Origin of the sequence: Thalassobaculum sp., assembly GCF_040219615.1 — a bacterium.
Taxonomy (GTDB): Bacteria; Pseudomonadota; Alphaproteobacteria; order Thalassobaculales; family Thalassobaculaceae; genus Thalassobaculum_A.
The window spans coordinates 74,653-92,539 of the sequence record NZ_JAVJSE010000023.1; the positions used below are offsets into that span (position 1 = coordinate 74,653).

A 17,887-nucleotide genomic window follows, 5' to 3' on the forward strand; every position below is an offset into this window, starting at 1 on the left:
GCGCTGGCGCGGAGGCTGCCCGCCATCGGGTGCCGCAGGCCCACGCCAGCACCCGGCGGTCCAGCGCCACCGTCTCGCCCGGATTCTAGCCCGGAAGCTCGACGATCCGGCCGCCCTCCAGCCGGATCACCCGGTCCATCGCCGCCAGCGGCGCCGGGCGGTGGCTGATGGCGATCACCGTGCGGCCGGCCATCGCCGGCTCCAGGGCGGCCAGCACCTCGCGCTCGGTCTCGGCGTCCAGGCCCTCGGTCGGCTCGTCCAGCAGCAGGATCGGCGCGTCCTTCAGCAGCACGCGGGCCAGCGCGATGCGCCGGGCCTCGCCGCCGGACACCGCGACCCCGGCCTCGCCGAGCCAGGTGTCCAGGCCGTCCGGCAGGGCCGCCGCGAACCCGCCGAGCCCGGCGCGGCCGAGGACGGCGAGCAGCGCCGCGTCGTCGGCTGCCGCGGCGGCGATCTCCAGGTTCTCGCGCAAGGTACCGGCGAGGATCGACGTCGACTGCGACAGCACGCCGATGCGGGCGTGCAGGTCGGCGACCGCCAGGTCGCGCAGGTCGACCCCGCCCAGGCTCACGCGCCCGGAATCCGGGTCGTGGAACCGCAGCAGCAACGCCAGCAGGGTCGACTTGCCGGCCCCGCTCGGCCCGGCGATGCCCAGCCGCCCGCCCTCGGGGACCGCCAGGTCGATGCCGTCGAGTGCGGGACGGTCGGCCTGCGGATAGCTGAACGACACGCCCTCGAGCGCCAGCGCGGACGACTCCGGCAGCGCCGCGCGCCGGCCGGGAGCCGGGTCGATCACCGCCGGCTCGGCGTCCGCGACCTCGCGCACCCGCCGGGCCGCCGCGACCGTCCGGCCCAGCATCTGCCAGGCCGGCGGCAGCGGCGCCACCGCCTCGAACGCCGCCAGGGTGACCAGCACCGCCACCGCGACCAGCGGCGCGTTGCCGGCCGACGGCGCCAGCACGGCCCAGCCGAGCACCACGGCGACCAGGGCGAGTTGGGCGACGAACTGGCCGGCGGCCGCGCCCAGGGCTGAGATCGCGGCCTGGCGGCGCAGGGCCGCCTCGTGCGCCGCCTCGGCGGCGGCGATCTCCACCGCCTGGCGGCCCAGCGCCTGGTTGGCGGCCAGGTCGGCCATGCCCTGTACCAGGTCGACGATGGCGACCCGCAGACGAGAGCCTGCCGCCACCTGCTCGCCCCCGACCCGTCGCCCGGCCCGCTCGACCAGCGCCGGCACCACCAGCCCGGCAACCGCCAGCAGGCCGATCGCCAGCATCGCGAGCGCCGGCGACAGCCAGCCGATCACGGCTGCCAGGCCGAGCGCCGTCAGCAGCGCCACCGCCGACGGGGTGAGCAGCCGCAGATACAGCCCGTCCAGCGCATCGATGTCCGACACCAGTCGCGCCATCAGGTCGCCGCCGCGCCAGCCGCCGAGGCGGGCCGGGGCGAGCGGGACGGCCCGGGCGAAGAACCACAGCCGCAGGTCGGCCAGCACCCGGAAGGTCGCCTCGTGGGTGGTCAGCCGCTCCAGGTAGCGGGCGGCCGTGCGGCCGAGCGCCAGCGCCCGGAGCCAGACCACGGCGGCGCCGACGCCGACCCCGCCGGCGACCAGCCCGCCGGCCAGGCCGAGCAGGGCGATGCCGGCCGCGGTCGCGGCCACCGCCATGGCGGCGCCCAGCAGCATCCAGCCGGCCCGCCGCCGCGCCAGGCCCAGCAGGGCGAGCAGGTCAGTCAACCGCCGCTCCCTCGGGCAGGGCCAAGACCCGGCCGGACTCGACCCGGAGGACCCGGTCGGCGCGGCGGATCACCGCCTCGGAATGGGTGGCGATCAGCACCGTGCGGCCCGCCCGGATCCGGTCGATGGCGTCCAGCACCGCCGCCTCGCTGTCGCCGTCCAGGTTGGCGGTCGGCTCGTCCAGCAGCACCAGCGGGGCGTCGCGCAGCAGCGCCCGGGCCAGCGCGACCCGCCGGGCCTCGCCGCCCGACAGCCCGCGCCCGCCCTCGCCGACCACCGTGGCCAGGCCCTGCGGCAGGCGGTCGGCGAAGTCGCCGACCCGGCAGGTCTCGGCGGCGGCGCGGACCGCGTCGTCGGGCGCGTCCGGGTGGCCGAGGCGGAGGTTGTCGGCCAGGGTCCCGGCGACGATCCGCGGATTCTGTCCGGCCCAGGCGATCGAGGCCCGCAGCGCCGGGCCGTCGAGCAACCGGCCGTCCACCGTGACGGTCCCGGATGTCGGCCGCTCGCTGCCGAGCAGGATGGCGAGGATCGACGACTTGCCGGCCCCGCTCTCGCCGACCAGGGCCACGGTCTCGCCGGCGGCGACCCGGAAGCTCGCCCCGTCCAGCGCCGGCCGCCGGCCGCCGGGATAGGCGAGGCCGACCCGGTCGAACGCGATCGCCGGCGCTTCCGCCAGGCGCCATGCCGCGCCGTCGGCCGGCAGCGCCGCCACGGCGTCGAGGATCTCCAGCATGCCCTCGGTCGCGCCGAGCGCTGCCGCCCGGTCGTGGTAATGCTGGCCGAGCCGGCGCAGCGGCTGGAACATCTCCGGCACCAGGATCAGCAGGAACAGCGCCGCCTGCAGGCTCACGCCGCCACCGCCGAGCGCGGACGACGCCACCCGCCCGGCGACCAGGGCCAGCGAGCCGACCGCCAGCAGTTCGAGCACGGTCGACGACAGGAAGGCCAGTCGCAGCACCGCCATGGTCGCCCCGCGGTAGCCGTCCGCCACCTCCCGGATCCGGTCGAGCTCGCGCTCGGCGGCACCGAACAGCTTGAGCGTGGTCAACCCCTGCAGCCGGTCGAGGAACACGCCGCTCATGCGCTGCAGCCCGGTCATCTGCCGGCGCGCCGCGACCGCGGTCCGCATCCCGACCAGCGCCATCGCCACCGGCACCAGCGCGCCGGCGGCGAGCAGGATCCAGCCCGCCCCGGCGTCCACCATGAAGGCCGGAACCAGCAGCGCCACCGGGACCGCCGCAGCCAGGGCCTGCACCGGCAGGTAGCGGGCGACGAATCCGTCCAGGGTCTCGACCTGCTCGATCACCGTGGCCGCGACCGCGCCGCTGCGCCGGGTCTTCAGCCAGGACGGGCCGAGCCGCCCGAGTGCCGCTACCAGCTCCGCCCGGAGCGCGCGCTTGACCCGCGACGCGGCGGTCGTGGCCAGCACCTCGGCGGCCACGGTCAGGCCGGCCCGCGCGGCGAACACCAGGACCGCCAGCCCGGCCGCCGGCAGCAGGCGGTCGACCGCGTCGCCGGCCACCGCATCGGCGATCAGCCGCGCCAGCACCCAGGCCTGGGCGACCGCCAGCAAGCCGGCCGCGAACCCGGCCGCGACCGCCAGCGCGAGCGGCAGCCGCACCGCCCGGGCGCGATCGGTCAGCCAGCGCCGACGGCGGCGCTCCTGGGCGCGCAGCACGGACAGCGGGGGGGCCTCGCCGGAACCGGCGACGCTGGGTGGGACGACGTCGACCATGGCGAGGCTGCGGTACCCCGCGGCCGCGACCCTGTCAAACCCGCCCGCCATCGTGCCCACCCGGCCGCAAGGGTTGTTCCCCCGGTCAAAGGTGCCATATATCTAATATGGATAAAATTAGAGGCAATTTGATCGGACGCGGCGGCGCCCGCCCGGTCGGCGTGGAAATCGAGCTTGGGCGGGTTGACTCCGCCGGGGCCGCAACCGCGGTTCATCGACGCTTCGGCGGAACGATCCGGATTGACGGTCCTCATCGGATGTCCGTCCGCGGCACCGAGTTCGGCAATTTCAGGATCGAGTGCGACGAAGCCGGCAACGGAACAGGCAAGTCGACGGGTTTCCTCGCGAGCATCGGCAGCGCCCCGGCACGGACCGAGGCCGCCACGCCACCGATGCCGGCCAACCGCCTTTCCGAGATCGACGTGCTGGTTCACGACCTGGGTCGGCTCGGCGCCCAGGGTTCCCGGGCCGGCCTGCTCAACGGCATTGGCCTGCACCTGAACCCCTCTCTCGCCCCGGCGGACCTGACGCCCGGCGCGATACTGCGGGTGATGCAGGCCTACCTGATGCAGTCACCGGTCCTGCACGGATCCGGCGATTCGGACCCGACCGGGTCCCAGCTCCCGATCGTCGACCCGTTCCCGGTGCACTACGTCGACCACGTACTCGACCCCGCCTATGCTCCCGGGTTCGAAACCTTGATCGCCGACTACCTGCTGTTCAACCCAACCCGCAATCGGCCGCTCGACATGCTGCCGCTGTTCTCGCTGATCGACCGGCCGCGCGTAAGCCGAGCGGTTCCGGATCCGCGGATCTCGGCTCGGCCGAGCTTCCGCTGGCGACTGCCGAATGCCGAGTTCGAGATCCCGCCTCGGTCGGTTGCCGGTCGGTGGACGCAGTGGCTGCGGATCGAGACGGCATCGCTGGATACCGACGACCTGGCCGCTCGCCTCGCCCACCGGACGCGGCCGACGGCAGCCGAGCAGCAACGGTTGGCTGTGCGCAACTGATGGCATCGGTCCAGCCTATCGGCCCGCGTCTCGTCGTCCGGCGGCACGCCGCAGCGGTTGATGCGGGCGGCCCTGGTCCTACATGGGAAGAGGTGAGCCCTTCAGACCAGAGCCTGATCGGCCGCGGCGGCCGGCGACCGGTCGGCGTGGAGGTGGAGTTCGGCGGCCTCGACGCCGAGCGGGCGGCCGATGCGGTGCGCCGGCGCTTCGGCGGGACGATCCGGCGAAGCGGGGCCCACCGGCTGTATGTCGACGACACCGAGCTCGGCCGGTTCAAGGTCGAGCTGGACTGGGACTGGGTGCACGCCGTCGACGACGACACCGGTTTCATGAACAAGGCCAAGCAGCTGCTCGGCGACATCGGCCGCGAGGTGGTGCCGACCGAGGTAGTGACGCCGCCGATGCCGGCCGGACGGCTGCCGGAACTGGATTCGCTGGTGGCCGATCTCGCGCGGCTCGGCGCCGAGGGCACGCGCTCGGGCCTGCTGTACGGCTTCGGCCTGCACCTGAACCCGGCGCTCGGCCCCGCCGACCTGGACGCCGGCCCGATCCGGCGGGTACTGCAGGCCTACATGCTGGCGGCACCGGCACTGCGCGCCGCCATCGACGTGCCGCCGATGCGCGCCCTGCTGCCGTTCGTAGAGCCGTTCCCGCCGGGCTATGTGGAACTGGTGCTGGCCCCGGACTACGATCCGCCGCTGCCGCAGCTCATCGACGACTACCTGCGCCTCAACCCCACCCGCAATCGCGAGCTCGACCTGTTGCCGCTGTTCGCCGAGCTCGATGGCGAGCGGGTGCGCCGCATGGTCCCCGACCCGCATGTCTCGGCGCGCCCGACCTTTCACTGGCGGCTCCCGAACGCCGACTTCGAGAGCCCGGACTGGACGGTCGCCGGGCAGTGGGCCCGCTGGCTGCAGGTCGAACGGGCCGCACTCGACGCCGACGAACTGGCGGAGCGGCTGGCCGAACGGCAGCGGACCAACGCACGGCGAGAGAGCCTGTGGGCCTCCCTGTTCTGACACGGCTGCGGCGCCCGCGGCCCCGCATCGGCGTCACCACCGGCCGCTGGAAGGGCCGAACGATGCGGCTGGCCAACTCGCTCGGCGTGTGGCTGTCCGGCGGCGTCCCGGTCCGCATCGGCCCCGGGCTGCGCACCAGCTTCGACGGCCTCGACGGCCTGATCGTCGGCGGCGGCGTCGACATCGAGTCGCGGCTGTACGGCATCGACACCAGCGACGAGTGGCCCTACGACCCGGACCGCGACGCCCTGGAGATCGCGGCCCTGGACTGGGCCGAGCGGCACGACCGCCCGGTGCTCGGGATCTGCCGCGGCGCCCAGCTCCTGAACGTCCATCGCGGCGGCACGCTGATCCACGACCTGGCCCGCAGCCACCCGGACTACCGCAACCCCCGCTCGGTGTTCCCGTGCAAGACCGCCCATCCCTGTGCGGGGACCCGGCTGGCAGCACTGCTGGGCGAGCGGCGGGTATCGATCAACGCCCTGCACCACCAGGCGGTCGACCGGCTCGGACAGGGCATGGCGGTGGCGGCGGTCGACGACCACGGCATCGTTCAGGCGGTCGAGCGGACCGGCCACCGCTTCTGGCTCGGCGTGCAGTGGCATCCCGAGCTGATGCTTTGGAGCCCGCGCCAGCTTCGGCTGTTCCGGGCGCTGGTGGCGGCGGTGGCCGGGCCGGAGCCTCAGCGGCAGGTGCCGGCGCCGGCCTCGATGAGCGCATAGCCGAGGGCCGGCGCCCGGTTGTCCGCGCGTCCCGGCGGCCCCTCGACCCGGCCGAACCTGGCGCCCTCGGGCACCGGCCCGCCGATCTGCGGGACCGGCTGGGTTCGGATGTGATCGGCGGTCCCGGGATAGCGGCTGTCGTTCCAGACCACCAGGCAGTCGCCCGGCAGATCGAGCGGCGGCGGCACGTAGTGGGGCCGCTTGTTGGTCACCAGCCGGGTGTTCGGCAGATAGCGGCGCAGGTTGGCGCCGGCGTCGGTGTAGGGCGAGTCGTAGCTGACGATCGTGCCGCGCTCGAAGCCGATCTCCCGAAGCTGCTCCGCATAGCCCCGCCACGGCACCGTCATCCGGCATTTCGAGCAGTCGAAGGCCTCGACCGCGGCCTGGCCGCCGAGCGCCACCAGGGCCGCCGCGGCGACGGCTCCCATCACCCCGCAATAGGCGACGCTGCGCCAGCGGTGCAGCGGGGCCTCCGGCAGCAGCGCGAACAGCAGCAGCGGCAGCGGCATGGCCACGAACATGTAGTGCTCGCGCAGCTTCACCATGCCGGCCGCCACCACGGTGACGGTGAACAGCAGCCACAGCACCGCGAACCAGAGCCCGAGCCAGCGCCGGGTCCGGCGCCGCACCATCGCCACCGGCGGCCGCCCGAGCCGCACCAGGTCGGGCAGGAACAGCACCACGAACAGCGGCAGCACCGGCAGCACGAAGTTGAGCAGGGAATCCGGCACCAGCAGCACCCGGTCGACGGTACCGGCGATCTCGCCCTCGGCCAGCGCCCCGGTCACCAGCCGGTCGTTGGCGGTCTCGATCCAGCGCTCCAGGTGGAACAGCGCATAGACATAGGGCGGCGACGCCAGCACGAACCCGGTTCCGACCGCGATCAGGCCGCGGCGCGACCACAGGGTCTCGCGCATCAGCGGCGACGCGACCGCCGCCGCCACCAGCGCCAGCAGCACCGGCGGGAAGCTGAACTTGCCCAGGCTGCCGGCCGCCACCGCCAGCGCCAGCGCGGCGTAGCCGCCGGCGGTCGGTGCCCGCGTCAGCCGCAGCATCAGCCAGATGCAGGCCATCAGCGCGGTGATCAGCACCAGCGAGTCCATGTAGTTGCGCAGCGCCTCCCAGCCGAAGAACCAGAAGCCGAAGGCCGACAGCGCGGCGGCCAGCGCGGTCCGCCGGTCGGTGAACACCTCGCGGGCGGCGGCGTGCAGCAGGATCAGGAACGCCGCCAGCAGCCCGTAGCGGATCAGCAGCGCCACCGCTATCGACGGTCCGGTCAGCGTCTCCACGGCCGCAGCCATCCAGCCGGCCATCGGCGGGTTGCCGAAGTCGTAGATCCAGGCGAAGCCCTGGCCGTACAGCATGAGCTGCGCCTCGTCGCCCGACGAGCCGGTCAGCAGCAGGGTCCGGATCAGGAAGGCGATCGCGTAGTAGCCGAGCGCGGCCGCCGCGAACGCACGCGGCTCGGCGAGGCGGTCGAGCAGCGAATCGATCCCGCCGGCGAGGCGGCGGAGACGGGACCGGGACGGCGTCGGTTCGGTGGCGGCGTTCATGGCCGCGGACGATGGCGGCGGTCGGCCGAAGGGTCAAGCAAGGCCTCGCGTCGCGGCGGAACGGCCCGCCGTTGCCGACCGTTCCGGCAGCCGGGTGCCGCGCCGGTCCGCACGACGGGCCAGGGGTCGAGCGGCCTCAGCCCTTCAGGGCTTGATCCTGGCGGCGACGTTGAAGCTGATCACCATCCGCTCGGCGTTGGACCGGTTGGTCTCGGTGTGGTGTCCGAGCCAGGACGGGAACAGCACCAGCCGCCCCGGCACCGGCTCGACCGCATAGCGCTTGGCGTTGAACTCGGTCTGCCGGGCGAAGCGCGGAAAGTCGCTCATCCGGTAGGGCTCCAGCGGCGTCTCGAACATGATCCGGCCGCAGTTCGCCGGCGCCTCGACGTAGTAGGCGGCACTGATCAGCGAATTCGGGTGACGATGCAGCAACACCTGGCTGCCGGGCTGCTGGATGTTCGACCAGCAGTCGATCATCAGCAGGTCCATGTGCTCCAGGTCGGCCCCGAGGCTGCGGGCGAAACCGAGCAGCCGCGTGGTCGCGGCGTCGACGAACGGCTTGAACTCCGGCCGCTTGTGCAGGTCGCGGGCGCCGGCATAGGTGCTGATGCCCTCGCCTGCGATCAGGGCATGGCGGCCACCCTCGCCCGACTGCAGCGCCCGAATCGACCGTGCAAGCGCGGCGTTGTCGAGTTCCGGCAAGTCGGACACCAGGATGCCCGTCGGAAACAGCGAGATCAGGTTGGCGCTTGCGGGCGCTTCGGTCATCGGTTCCTGCCTCCGGGCCGGTCGCCCCGCGTTGTATCGCGCCGCCCGGCCCCCCGCCACCGCAGGATTGTCGCAGGCGAGCCGGCCGGACGCGGTTCCCGGCCATGCAGACCGGTCAGGCGATGCCCTGGTACTGCACCCGCTCCAGGATCAGGTCGACCCGATCGCCGGAATCCGAACAAGGCAGATACGCCGCCTCGTAGGATAGCGGCCGGTGGAGTCGCGCGACAGCACCAGCGCCTCGGGGTCGTCTCGACGTCGAGCAGGATGACCCGGCCGAGATGACCGCGCAGATCCTCGGGCGCGAAGTCGGCCCGGCCCGGCATCGCACGCCCCCCGCCGCAAGCGTTCCCGGAACCCGAGCAGGTCGACGAGGCCGGCAATACGCAGTACCCGACGGACGGCCGCGTCAGGATCGCCGCGGATCGGCCGCGTTCGGCACCGCCCGTGCCGAGGCGCCGAGCTCGCGGGTCCACCGCCGCATCAGCTCGACCTCCGAGAGCCCGCCCTGGCCGCTGAGTACGACCTCGCCGTCGGCATGCCGGCTCAGCGCCGCCTCGCGAACCTCGCTCGGCGACATCCCGAAATGCTGCCGGAACCGGGTCGCGAGATGGCTGGGGCTGGAGAAGCCGCAGTCCAGCGCCACTTCGAAGATTCCCCGGCTCATATTCGCCCGCGTCGTCAGCGCCTTGAAGCAGGCCAGCAACCGGCGCCGCTGGATGTAGTCCCGCACGCCGCCGAGATCCTTGAACAGGCGGTACAGGCTGGCACGCGACATCCGGAAGCGGGCGCACAGCGTCTCGACGCCGAGATCCGGCTCCGAGAGGTTGTCCTCGACATACTGCTGCAGGACCGCAAGCACACCGCTGCGGGCCTCGACCGACAGCGGATCGCCGCTCGCCACCAGCGAGCGCAGCATCCCCAGGACGGCGTCCGACAGCAGCGGCGCGTCGGCGTTCGTGGCGGTCGGAAGGTTGCGCCGCAGCGACAGCATGAAGTCGCCGAACAGCCGGGCCGCCATCGACCCCTCCGGGAACACCGCGCCACGGGCGTCGAGCAGGGCCGGAAGGTGCTCGGACAGCCAGTCGCGCGACAGGATGATCGACAGCACCTCGGCGTCGGTGCAGGAGGCGTCGATCTCGTAGCCGAGATTCACCGCGAACACCGAGCCGGGGCCCATGTAGTAGTCCCGCCCGCCGTTCTCCACCTGGTTGCCGCCCCGCAGGAACAGCTGCAGGCCGACATGGTCGGAGTCGTCGTTGCGGCGCAGCCAGCCGGCGTCCCGGACGAACTTCTGGCGTGAGAACTTGGTGTCGAAGAACAGGAAGCCGCCGGCGTTGTACAGGTGGATCTCCGGTACCAGCGGCGGGCGACGCGGATCGGCCAGCGGGACGGACTCGAAATACGGCGCGATGCCGCGGCGCCAGTGCCAGAACAGCTCCTCGTTCGGGAGCATCCCCGGCAGCAGCGACACCGATGGCAGTCGCCCGTCAGTCATCGATGGCAGCCCCTCCGCCCCGGCCGCCCGCTCAACCGCCGGGTCCGGTGGCGGCGACGGGCACAAGCATCGGTATGCTAGCCGCCTTTGCGGTCCCGAGTCAGGCCCCGCGTCGCCCTATGCCGCGTCGTTCTACGCCGCGTCGCGGCGCTGGCGCTCCTCGTCCGGGTCGTAGGCGAGCGACGGGGCCAGCCACTTCTCGACCCACTCGACGCTCTCGCCCTTGCGCCGGGCGTAGTCCTCGACCTGGTCGCGCTCGATGCGGCCGAGCCCGAAATAGCGCGCGTCGGGGTGCGCGAAGTAGAAGCCCGACACCGACGACGCCGGCCACATGGCGAAGGACTCGGTGAGCTTCACCCCGGTCCTGGCCTCGGCGTCGAGCAGCCGGAACAGCGTCGCCTTCTCGGTGTGGTCCGGGCAGGCCGGATAGCCGGGGGCCGGGCGGATGCCGCGATAGGCCTCGGCGATCAGGTCGTCGTTCGACAGCGACTCGTCGGCGGCGTAGCCCCAGAACTCGCGCCGCACCCGCTCGTGCATGTGCTCGGCGAAGGCCTCGGCCAGCCGGTCGGCCAGCGCCTTCAGCAGGATCGAGGAGTACATGTCGTGGGCCGCCTCGAATTCCCGCGCCTTCAGTTCGAGCTCGGGTCCGGCGGTGACCACGAAGCCGCCGACCCAGTCGGCGATCCCGCTGCCGGCCGGCGCCACCCAGTCGGCCAGGGCCAGGTTGGCCTTGCCGCCATCGCGCGGCATCTGCTGGCGCAGGGTGTGCACGATGTCGAGGGTCTCCTTGCGGTCCTCGCCGGTGAACAGCCGCAGGTCGTCGCTCTCCGCCTGGGCCGGCCAGAAGCCGATCACCGCCCGCGGCTTCGCCCAGTCCTCGTCGACCAGCCGCTTGAGCATCGCCTGGGCGTCGTCCCAGAGCGGCCGGGCGGCCTCGCCGTATTTCGGATCGTCGAGGATGTCGGGGAAGCGGCCGCGCAGTTCCCAGGTGGTGAAGAAGGGCTGCCAGTCGATGCGCTCGACCAGGTCGCGGACCGGATAGTTCTCGAACGCCGTCACGCCCGGGGCCGCCGGTCGCGGCGGCGCGTAGCCGCCCCAGTCGACCTCGGCCTTGTTGGCCCGGGCCGAGCCGATGGTGATGCGCTCGCGGTCGGTGCGGCCGCGCCGCCGCCCCTCGGCCATCTTGCGGTATTCCTGGCGGATCTGGTCGGCATAGCGGGCCTTGGCGTTGCCGGACAGCAGGTTCTGCACCACGCCGACCGCGCGCGACGCGTCGGTGACGTGCACCACCGGCCCCGCGGCATAGGCCGGGTCGATCTTCACGGCGGTGTGCATCTTCGAGGTGGTGGCGCCGCCGATCAGCAGCGGCAGGTCCAGCCCCTCGCGCTGCATCTCCGAGGCGACGTAGACCATCTCGTCGAGGCTCGGCGTGATCAGGCCGGACAGCCCGATGATGTCGGCCTTCTCCTCGATCGCGGTCTCCAGGATCTTCGCGCAGGGCACCATGACGCCGAGGTCGACGACGTCGTAGTTGTTGCACTGCAGGACCACCCCGACGATGTTCTTGCCGATGTCGTGGACGTCGCCCTTGACCGTCGCCATGACGATCTTGCCCTTGGCCTCCTGCGGACCGTCGCCCTTCTCGGCCTCGATGAACGGCAGCAGGTAGGCGACCGCCTTCTTCATGACGCGGGCCGACTTCACGACCTGGGGCAGGAACATCTTGCCGGCGCCGAACAGGTCGCCGACGACGCTCATGCCGTCCATCAGCGGACCCTCGATCACCGACAGCGGCCGGTCGGCCTTCTGCCGCGCCTCCTCGGTATCGGTCTCCACGAAGTCGGCGATGCCGTGCACCAGGGCGTGCTCCAGGCGCTTCTCGACCGGCAGCTGGCGCCAGGAATCGTCCAGCACCCTGGTCTTGGCGCCGTCGCCCTTGAAGCGCTCGGCGATCTCCAGCATCCGGTCGGTGGCGTCGTCGCGGCGGTTCAGCAGCACGTCCTCGATGCGCTCGCGCAGCTCCTCGGGGATGTCCTGGTACACCGGCAGGGCGCCGGCGTTGACGATCGCCATGTCCAGCCCGGCCTCGATGGCGTGGTACAGGAAGCAGGCATGCATCGCCTCGCGCACGAGGTTGTTGCCGCGGAACGAGAACGACACGTTCGAGACGCCGCCGGACACGTGGACGTGCGGGCAGCGCTCCTTGATCAGCCGGGTGCCCTCGAAGAACGCCCTGGCGTAGTCGTTGTGCTCCTCGATGCCGGTCGCGACCGCGAAGATGTTGGGGTCGAAGATGATGTCCTCGGGCGGGAAGCCGACCTGGTCGACCAGCAGCCGATAGGCGCGCTCGCAGATGTCGGCCTTGCGCTCGGCGGTCTCGGCCTGGCCGTCCTCGTCGAACGCCATGACCACCACGGCGGCGCCGTAGCGCAGCACCTTGCGGGCCTGCTCCAGGAACGGCGCTTCGCCTTCCTTCAGGCTGATCGAATTGACGATGCCCTTGCCCTGCAGGCACTTCAGCCCGGCCTCGATCACCGTCCACTTGGAGCTGTCGACCATGATCGGCACCCGCGCGATGTCGGGCTCGGCGGCGATCAGGTTCATGAACGTGGTCATGGCCGCCTCGGAGTCGAGCAGCCCCTCGTCCATGTTCACGTCGAGGATCGCGGCACCGTTCTCGACCTGCTGGCGCGCCACCTCGAGCGCGGTCTCGTAGTCGCCGGCGGCAATCAGTTTCCGGAAGCGGGCGGAGCCGGTCACATTGGTCCGCTCGCCGATGTTGACGAAGATACCCTGTCGCTTCATGAGGCCTCAGGCGGCTTGGATTTCGAAGGGCTCGAGGCCCGAGAGGCGCAGTCGGCGCGACACCACCGGCACCGTGCGCGGTGCGGCGGTCCTCACGGCCTCGGCGATGGCGCGGATGTGGTCGGGCGTGGTGCCGCAGCAGCCGCCGACCAGGTTGATCAGACCGTCGGACGCCCATTTGCCGAGATGGCCGGCGGTCTGGTCCGGGGTCTCGTCGTATCCGCCGAACTCGTTCGGCAGCCCGGCATTCGGATAGGCCGACACCTTGACGTCGGCGACCCGCGACAGCTCGGCCACATGGGCGCGCAGCTCCTTGGCGCCGAGCGCGCAGTTGAAGCCCACGGCGAACGGCCGGGCATGCCGGACCGCGTTCCAGAACGCCTCGGGCGTCTGCCCCGACAGGGTCCGCCCGGAGCGGTCGGTGATGGTGCCGCTGACGATGATCGGCAGCTCCGTGCCGGCCTCGTCGAACGCCTCGCGGACCGCCACCAGGGCGGCCTTGGCGTTCAGGGTGTCGAAGATGGTCTCGACCATGATGAGGTCGCAACCGCCCTCGATCAGGCCGAGGGTGGCGTCCAGATAGGCCGCGCGCAGCTCGTCGAAGGTGACGTTGCGCGCCCCGGGGTTGTTGACGTCGGGCGAGATCGAGGCGGTGCGGCTGGTCGGGCCGAGGCCGCCGCCGACGAACACCGGCCGGCCGCTCGCCTCGGCATGGGCGTCGGCCGCCTTGCGGGCGATCTCCGCCCCGGCACGGTTGATCTCGCGGGCCAGGTCCTGCAGCCCGTAGTCCTGCTGGCTGATCGAGGTGGCGTTGAAGGTGTTGGTCAGGATGATGTCGGCGCCGGCATCCAGGTACTGGTCATGGATCGCCTCGACGGCCTCCGGCTTCGTGAGGTTGAGCAGGTCGTTGTCGCCCTTGAGTTCGCTGGCGTGGTCCTTGAACCGATCGCCGCGGAAGTCGGCCTCGTCGAGCTTCAGGTTCTGGATCATCGTGCCCATGGCGCCGTCGAGCACGAGCACGCGCTGCTCGGCCAGACGGTTCAGGGCATCAAGACGGTTCGGCTTGCTCATCGTGTCCCCCTCGGCCGGCGGACCGGCGCGGTGACGGTGTCGTTGACGGCGGAAGGCGCGACGCTCGAATCCGCTCCGCCGCGAAAGGAACGCAGGCGCTCGCTCAGCCGCTCGGTGTCCTCCGGCGCGCTGCCGCCGCCGACCAGTGCGAGGCGGCGCCCCAGCACGGGATCGGCCAGCACCGCCGCCAGGTCGCGCGACCCGGGACCGGCCTCGACCTGCAGCAGGCCGGGGAAGGCCCGGGCGATCGCCCTCAGGGTGTCGGCCCATGGCTCCGCCAGGTCGGCATTGGCGACCCCGACGGCGGCGATGCCGAGGCCGGCGGCAGCCGCCGCCGCCTCGGCGAGTTCGACGGTCACCCGGTCGCGGTGCGGGGTGCCGAACAGCGGGTCGTAGCGCAGGGTCAGCAGCACCGGCAGCGCCCGGCCGGCATCGGCCATGCCGCGCCGCACCCCGGCCATCGCGGCGGCCAGGCGGCCGCCGTCCTGGTTGGTCTCGACCACGATCGCGTCGACGCCGCCGCCGGCCAGGCCGGACGCCATGGTGCGGGCCGCGGCCTCGACCCGGTCGAGCGGCAGGAAGCCCAGGTGCCGGACCCGCGCCTCGACCCGCGCGACCCCGAGCACCCAGCGTGGAATCCCGGTCTCTGCAGTGATCGCCCTGGCGCTCTCGGCGGCATGCTCGGCCGCCATGTAGGAGACGATGAAGGCCTCGTCGTGCATCTGCCAGCGGTCCAGGCGCTGCGGCGAGGCCCCGGCGGTGTTGGTCCGGAGCACCCGGGCACCGGCCGCGAGATACTGCAGATGCACGGCACGCACGGCGCGCGGCTGCTCCAGGTTCAGCACCTCGAGGCAGGGCGCCGCGAAGCCGGCCAGCGGCTCGGCCATGCCGCCGGAGACCGGCAGCGGCGCGCGGCGTGCCTCGGCCAGGAGGTCGGGACGGGTCATGCCGCCGCTTCCAGCTCGGGCCGAACGCCCAGCCGCCGGCAGATCGCCGCCGCCAGCTGCGGCCGGTTCAGGGTGTAGAAGTGGAAGTCCTCCACGCCTTCGGCCATCAGCGCCAGGCACAGCTCCGACGCGGTCGACGCCGCCACCAGCTGGCGGGTCTCCGGATCGCCGTCGAGCCCCTCGAACAGGTCGGCCATCCAGGCCGGCACGGCGGCACCGCAGGCCGCCGAGAACTCCACAACCTTCTTGAAGTTCGTGACCGGCAGCACCCCCGGCACGATCGGCGCGGTGATGCCGGCCGCCGCACAGCGGTCGCGGAACCGCAGGAACACCTCGGCATCGAAGAAGTACTGGGTGATGGCCCGGTTCGCGCCGGCGTCCAGCTTGCGCTTCAGATTGTCCATGTCGGCCTCCGGGGACGCCGAGTCCGGATGCGATTCCGGGTAGGCGCCGACCGAGATCTCGAAGTCGCCGATGCGACGCAGCCCGGCCGTCAGCTCGGCGCCGTTGGCATAGCCGCCGGGATGCGGGGAATAGCCGCCGCTGCCGGCCGGGGCGTCGCCGCGCAGCGCCACCACATGCCGGATGCCGGCGCCCCACCAGCCGCGCGCCACCTCGTCGACCTCGCCACAGGTGGCCCCGACGCAGGTCAGGTGCGCCGCCGGCTCCAGGCCGGACTCGCGCTTGATGCGGGTGACGATCCGGCTGGTGCGCTCGCGTGTGCTGCCGCCGGCGCCGTAGGTCACCGACACGAAGCGCGGGCCGTAGGGCGCCAGCCGCTCCAGGGTCTCCCAGAGCTTGGCCTCGCCCGCCTCGTCCTTGGGCGGGAAGAACTCGAAGCTGATCGTCGGCACTCGGGTCATCTTCCTCTCCTTAGGATGCAGCTGCGATGCGGGCGGCCGGCGCCCGGCGGGCCCGCCACAGACAGACAGTCAGGGGCTCGCCCTCGACCGACACGGTCGGCTCGAGGGTCAGGCCGGCATGGGCGGCGATCCGGGCGATTTCAGCCTCCTCGAAGCCCAGCCAGCGATGCTCGTGCTCGTCGCGCAGCTCGACCAGTTCGTGCGGCGCGAAGTCGACCACGATCAGGCGGCCGCCGGGCTTCAGCACCCGCGCCACCTCGGCCAGCAGCGCGCCCGGCGCCTCGGCGTAGTGCAGGACCATGTTGATGGTCACCGCGTCGAAGCGTTCGGCGGGGAACGGCAGCCGGTACATGTCGGCCAGCCGGACCTGGCAGTGCCGGAAGCCGGCCTTGTCCAGGTTCGTGCGGGCGATCTCGAGCATCGGGCGGGCGTTGTCGATGCCGACCGCGCTGCGCACGTGGTCGGCCGCCATCTCCAGCACCCGGCCGGTGCCGGTGCCGATGTCCAGCAGGTCGCCGCCCGGCTCCTCCTTCAGGGCGGCCAGCAGCCGTTCGTCCACCACGTCGTCGTCGACATACAGGCCGCGCAGCTCTTCCCAGCGCGCGGCATTGGCCTGGAAGTAGCGGCTGGCCCGTTCCGCACGGTCCTCGCGGATGCCGTCGAGCCGCATCAGGTCGTCCAGCACGGCCGGATCCTCCGCCGGCACCAGGGCGACCAGCGACTGCACCATGTCGGAGAGAGCGCCGCGCTCGGCCGGGCGGTAGAAGGCGCGGGCACCTTCGCGGTTGCGCTCCAGCACCCCGGCCTCGACCATCAGCTTGAGGTGCCGCGACACCCGCGGCTGGCTCTGCCCGAGGATCGACACCAGCTCGGTCACCGACAGTTCGGCATGGGCGCACAGCGCGAGAATCCGCAACCGGGTCGGCTCCGCGACCGCCCGCAGCCCTGACAGCAATGCGTCCATGATGCCTCCTTGCCCCATGCCGATATAAAGATATCTTTATGTCTTTATCGATGCAACCCGAGATCCGCATTTCGAGCGACTCTTTCTGTCGTGCGGGCGACTCCGGGGCGGACCGACCGGGGACCGCGCCCCGGACGGCGGCCGGCACCGCGCACTTAAAAAAGAACCGCCGGCACCCTCGCACCAAGACTTTGCGAACCAATGAAATACGGGACGATTCAACCGGTAATGTCGGACACCCTGAAAGTTTCCCAACCCACGAGAACCATTTGAATTTCGGATCGTGGCGTCGAAATATTCTGACAAGTACTTTGAGGAATCCGGCGACTCCGGTAGAATCCCGGTTTCGGCCCGCACCTGCTCGGGTCAGGGGTCTTTCCTATGGGCATGCGCGTTCGCGAGGACTATCGCAGCATCACCGGCCCCGAGAAGGCCGCCATCCTGCTGATGTCGCTGGGCGAAGAGCAGGCGGCCAAGCTGTTCGGCCAGATGGACGACGAGGAGATCAAGGAGGTCTCCCAGGTCATGGCCGGCCTCGGCACGGTGTCGTCGAACATCGTAGAGCGGCTGTTCGTGGAATTCGCCGAGCAACTCTCCTCGACCGGCTCGCTGGTCGGCTCGCTGGACTCCACGCAACGCCTGCTGACCAAGGTGCTCGGCGAGGACCGCGTCAGCGACATCATGGAGGAGATCCGCGGTCCGGCCGGCCGCACCATGTGGGACAAGCTCGCCAACGTGAACGAGCAGGTCCTGGCGAACTACCTGAAGAACGAGTACCCGCAGACCGTCGCCGTGATCGTCGGCAAGATCCAGCAGACCCACGCCGCCAAGGTGCTGGCGACCCTGCCGGAGAACTTCGCCATGGAAGTGGTCATGCGCATGCTGCGCATGGAGGCGGTCAACAAGGAGATCGAGAAGGACGTGGAGCGGGTGCTGCGCACCGAGTTCATGTCCAACCTGGCGCGCACCAACCGGCGCGACAGCCACGAGGTGATGGCGGAGATCTTCAACAACCTGGACCGCGCCACCGAGAGCCGGTTCCTGTCGGCGCTCGAGGAACGCAACAAGGACGCCGCCGAGCGCATCCGCTCGCTGATGTTCACCTTCGAGGACCTGCAACGGCTGGATCCGGCCGGCGTGCAGACGCTGCTGCGGGCGGTCGACAAGGACAAGCTGGTGATCGCGCTGAAGGGCGCGTCG

The 17,887-nt window shown here is 71.8% G+C and carries 14 protein-coding genes and 1 pseudogene; 4 read left to right on the forward strand and 11 right to left on the reverse strand.

Translation table 11 applies throughout. From position 1 onward, the window contains the following. Window positions 1–85: 85 nt before the first annotated feature. Together cydC and cydD are read right to left on the reverse strand one after the other, a co-directional pair. Window positions 86–1,732, reverse strand: a complete 1,647-nt coding sequence (cydC, locus tag RIC31_RS13280) for a thiol reductant ABC exporter subunit CydC (protein WP_350108042.1) — start codon at window positions 1,730–1,732, stop codon at window positions 86–88. Next, complete coding sequence (gene cydD, locus RIC31_RS13285; RefSeq protein WP_350108045.1) at window positions 1,725–3,467, reverse strand: thiol reductant ABC exporter subunit CydD; 1,743 nt, start codon at window positions 3,465–3,467, stop codon at window positions 1,725–1,727. The genes cydC and cydD overlap by 8 nt, the downstream gene beginning before the upstream one ends. Before the next feature lie 128 nt (window positions 3,468–3,595). On the opposite strand from cydD, the gene RIC31_RS13290 reads away from it, so the two are divergent. The 3 genes from RIC31_RS13290 (at window position 3,596) to RIC31_RS13300 (ending at window position 6,218) form a co-directional block, all read left to right on the forward strand. Further along, entirely contained in the window at window positions 3,596–4,477 is an 882-nt protein-coding gene (locus RIC31_RS13290) for an amidoligase family protein (RefSeq protein WP_350108050.1), read from the forward strand. A gap of 92 nt (window positions 4,478–4,569) precedes the next feature. Beyond that, window positions 4,570–5,496, forward strand: coding sequence for an amidoligase family protein (locus tag RIC31_RS13295; RefSeq protein WP_350108053.1), 927 nt, complete (start codon window positions 4,570–4,572; stop codon window positions 5,494–5,496). Window positions 5,497–5,558: 62 nt separating this feature from the next. Continuing rightward, a complete protein-coding gene (locus RIC31_RS13300; protein ID WP_350108056.1) occupies window positions 5,559–6,218 on the forward strand; it encodes a gamma-glutamyl-gamma-aminobutyrate hydrolase family protein in 660 nt (219 codons plus the stop codon). Here RIC31_RS13300 and RIC31_RS13305 read toward each other — a convergent pair. The 9 genes and pseudogenes from RIC31_RS13305 to RIC31_RS27815 form a co-directional block, all read right to left on the reverse strand. Next, the gene (locus RIC31_RS13305) at window positions 6,179–7,771 is read right to left on the reverse strand and encodes an ArnT family glycosyltransferase (RefSeq protein WP_350108059.1); all 1,593 of its coding nucleotides are present in this window, start codon (window positions 7,769–7,771) and stop codon (window positions 6,179–6,181) included. The genes RIC31_RS13300 and RIC31_RS13305 overlap by 40 nt on opposite strands. Window positions 7,772–7,915: 144 nt before the next feature. Beyond that, entirely contained in the window at window positions 7,916–8,539 is a 624-nt protein-coding gene (locus RIC31_RS13310; RefSeq protein ID WP_350108063.1) for a TIGR02466 family protein, read from the reverse strand. Between the two features lie 409 nt (window positions 8,540–8,948). Continuing rightward, window positions 8,949–10,037, reverse strand: a complete 1,089-nt coding sequence (locus RIC31_RS13315; RefSeq protein ID WP_350108066.1) for a helix-turn-helix domain-containing protein — start codon at window positions 10,035–10,037, stop codon at window positions 8,949–8,951. 132 nt (window positions 10,038–10,169) lie between these two features. Further along, window positions 10,170–12,842 carry a methionine synthase gene (gene metH / locus RIC31_RS13320; RefSeq protein ID WP_350108069.1) on the reverse strand — a complete coding sequence of 891 codons (2,673 nt, stop codon included), beginning with the start codon at window positions 12,840–12,842 and terminating at the stop codon, window positions 10,170–10,172. A gap of 6 nt (window positions 12,843–12,848) precedes the next feature. Then, window positions 12,849–13,913: a homocysteine S-methyltransferase family protein gene (locus RIC31_RS13325; RefSeq protein ID WP_350108072.1), complete on the reverse strand. Its 1,065-nt coding sequence runs from the start codon at window positions 13,911–13,913 to the stop codon at window positions 12,849–12,851. Beyond that, a complete protein-coding gene (locus RIC31_RS13330; protein ID WP_350108075.1) occupies window positions 13,910–14,860 on the reverse strand; it encodes a homocysteine S-methyltransferase family protein in 951 nt (316 codons plus the stop codon). Before RIC31_RS13330 ends, RIC31_RS13325 begins: the two co-directional genes overlap by 4 nt. Next, window positions 14,857–15,723, reverse strand: a complete 867-nt coding sequence (gene metF, locus RIC31_RS13335) for a methylenetetrahydrofolate reductase [NAD(P)H] (RefSeq protein WP_350108078.1) — start codon at window positions 15,721–15,723, stop codon at window positions 14,857–14,859. The genes RIC31_RS13330 and metF overlap by 4 nt, the downstream gene beginning before the upstream one ends. Before the next feature lie 10 nt (window positions 15,724–15,733). Then, window positions 15,734–16,312: a class I SAM-dependent methyltransferase gene (locus tag RIC31_RS27810; RefSeq protein ID WP_502990125.1), complete on the reverse strand. Its 579-nt coding sequence runs from the start codon at window positions 16,310–16,312 to the stop codon at window positions 15,734–15,736. 174 nt (window positions 16,313–16,486) lie between these two features. Further along, a pseudogene (locus RIC31_RS27815) lies at window positions 16,487–16,705 on the reverse strand (ArsR/SmtB family transcription factor); the annotation flags it as partial. A gap of 363 nt (window positions 16,706–17,068) precedes the next feature. On the opposite strand from RIC31_RS27815, the gene RIC31_RS13345 reads away from it, so the two are divergent. Continuing rightward, the coding region (locus RIC31_RS13345; protein WP_350108084.1) for a flagellar motor switch protein FliG at window positions 17,069–17,887 on the forward strand (819 nt) is incomplete at its 3' end.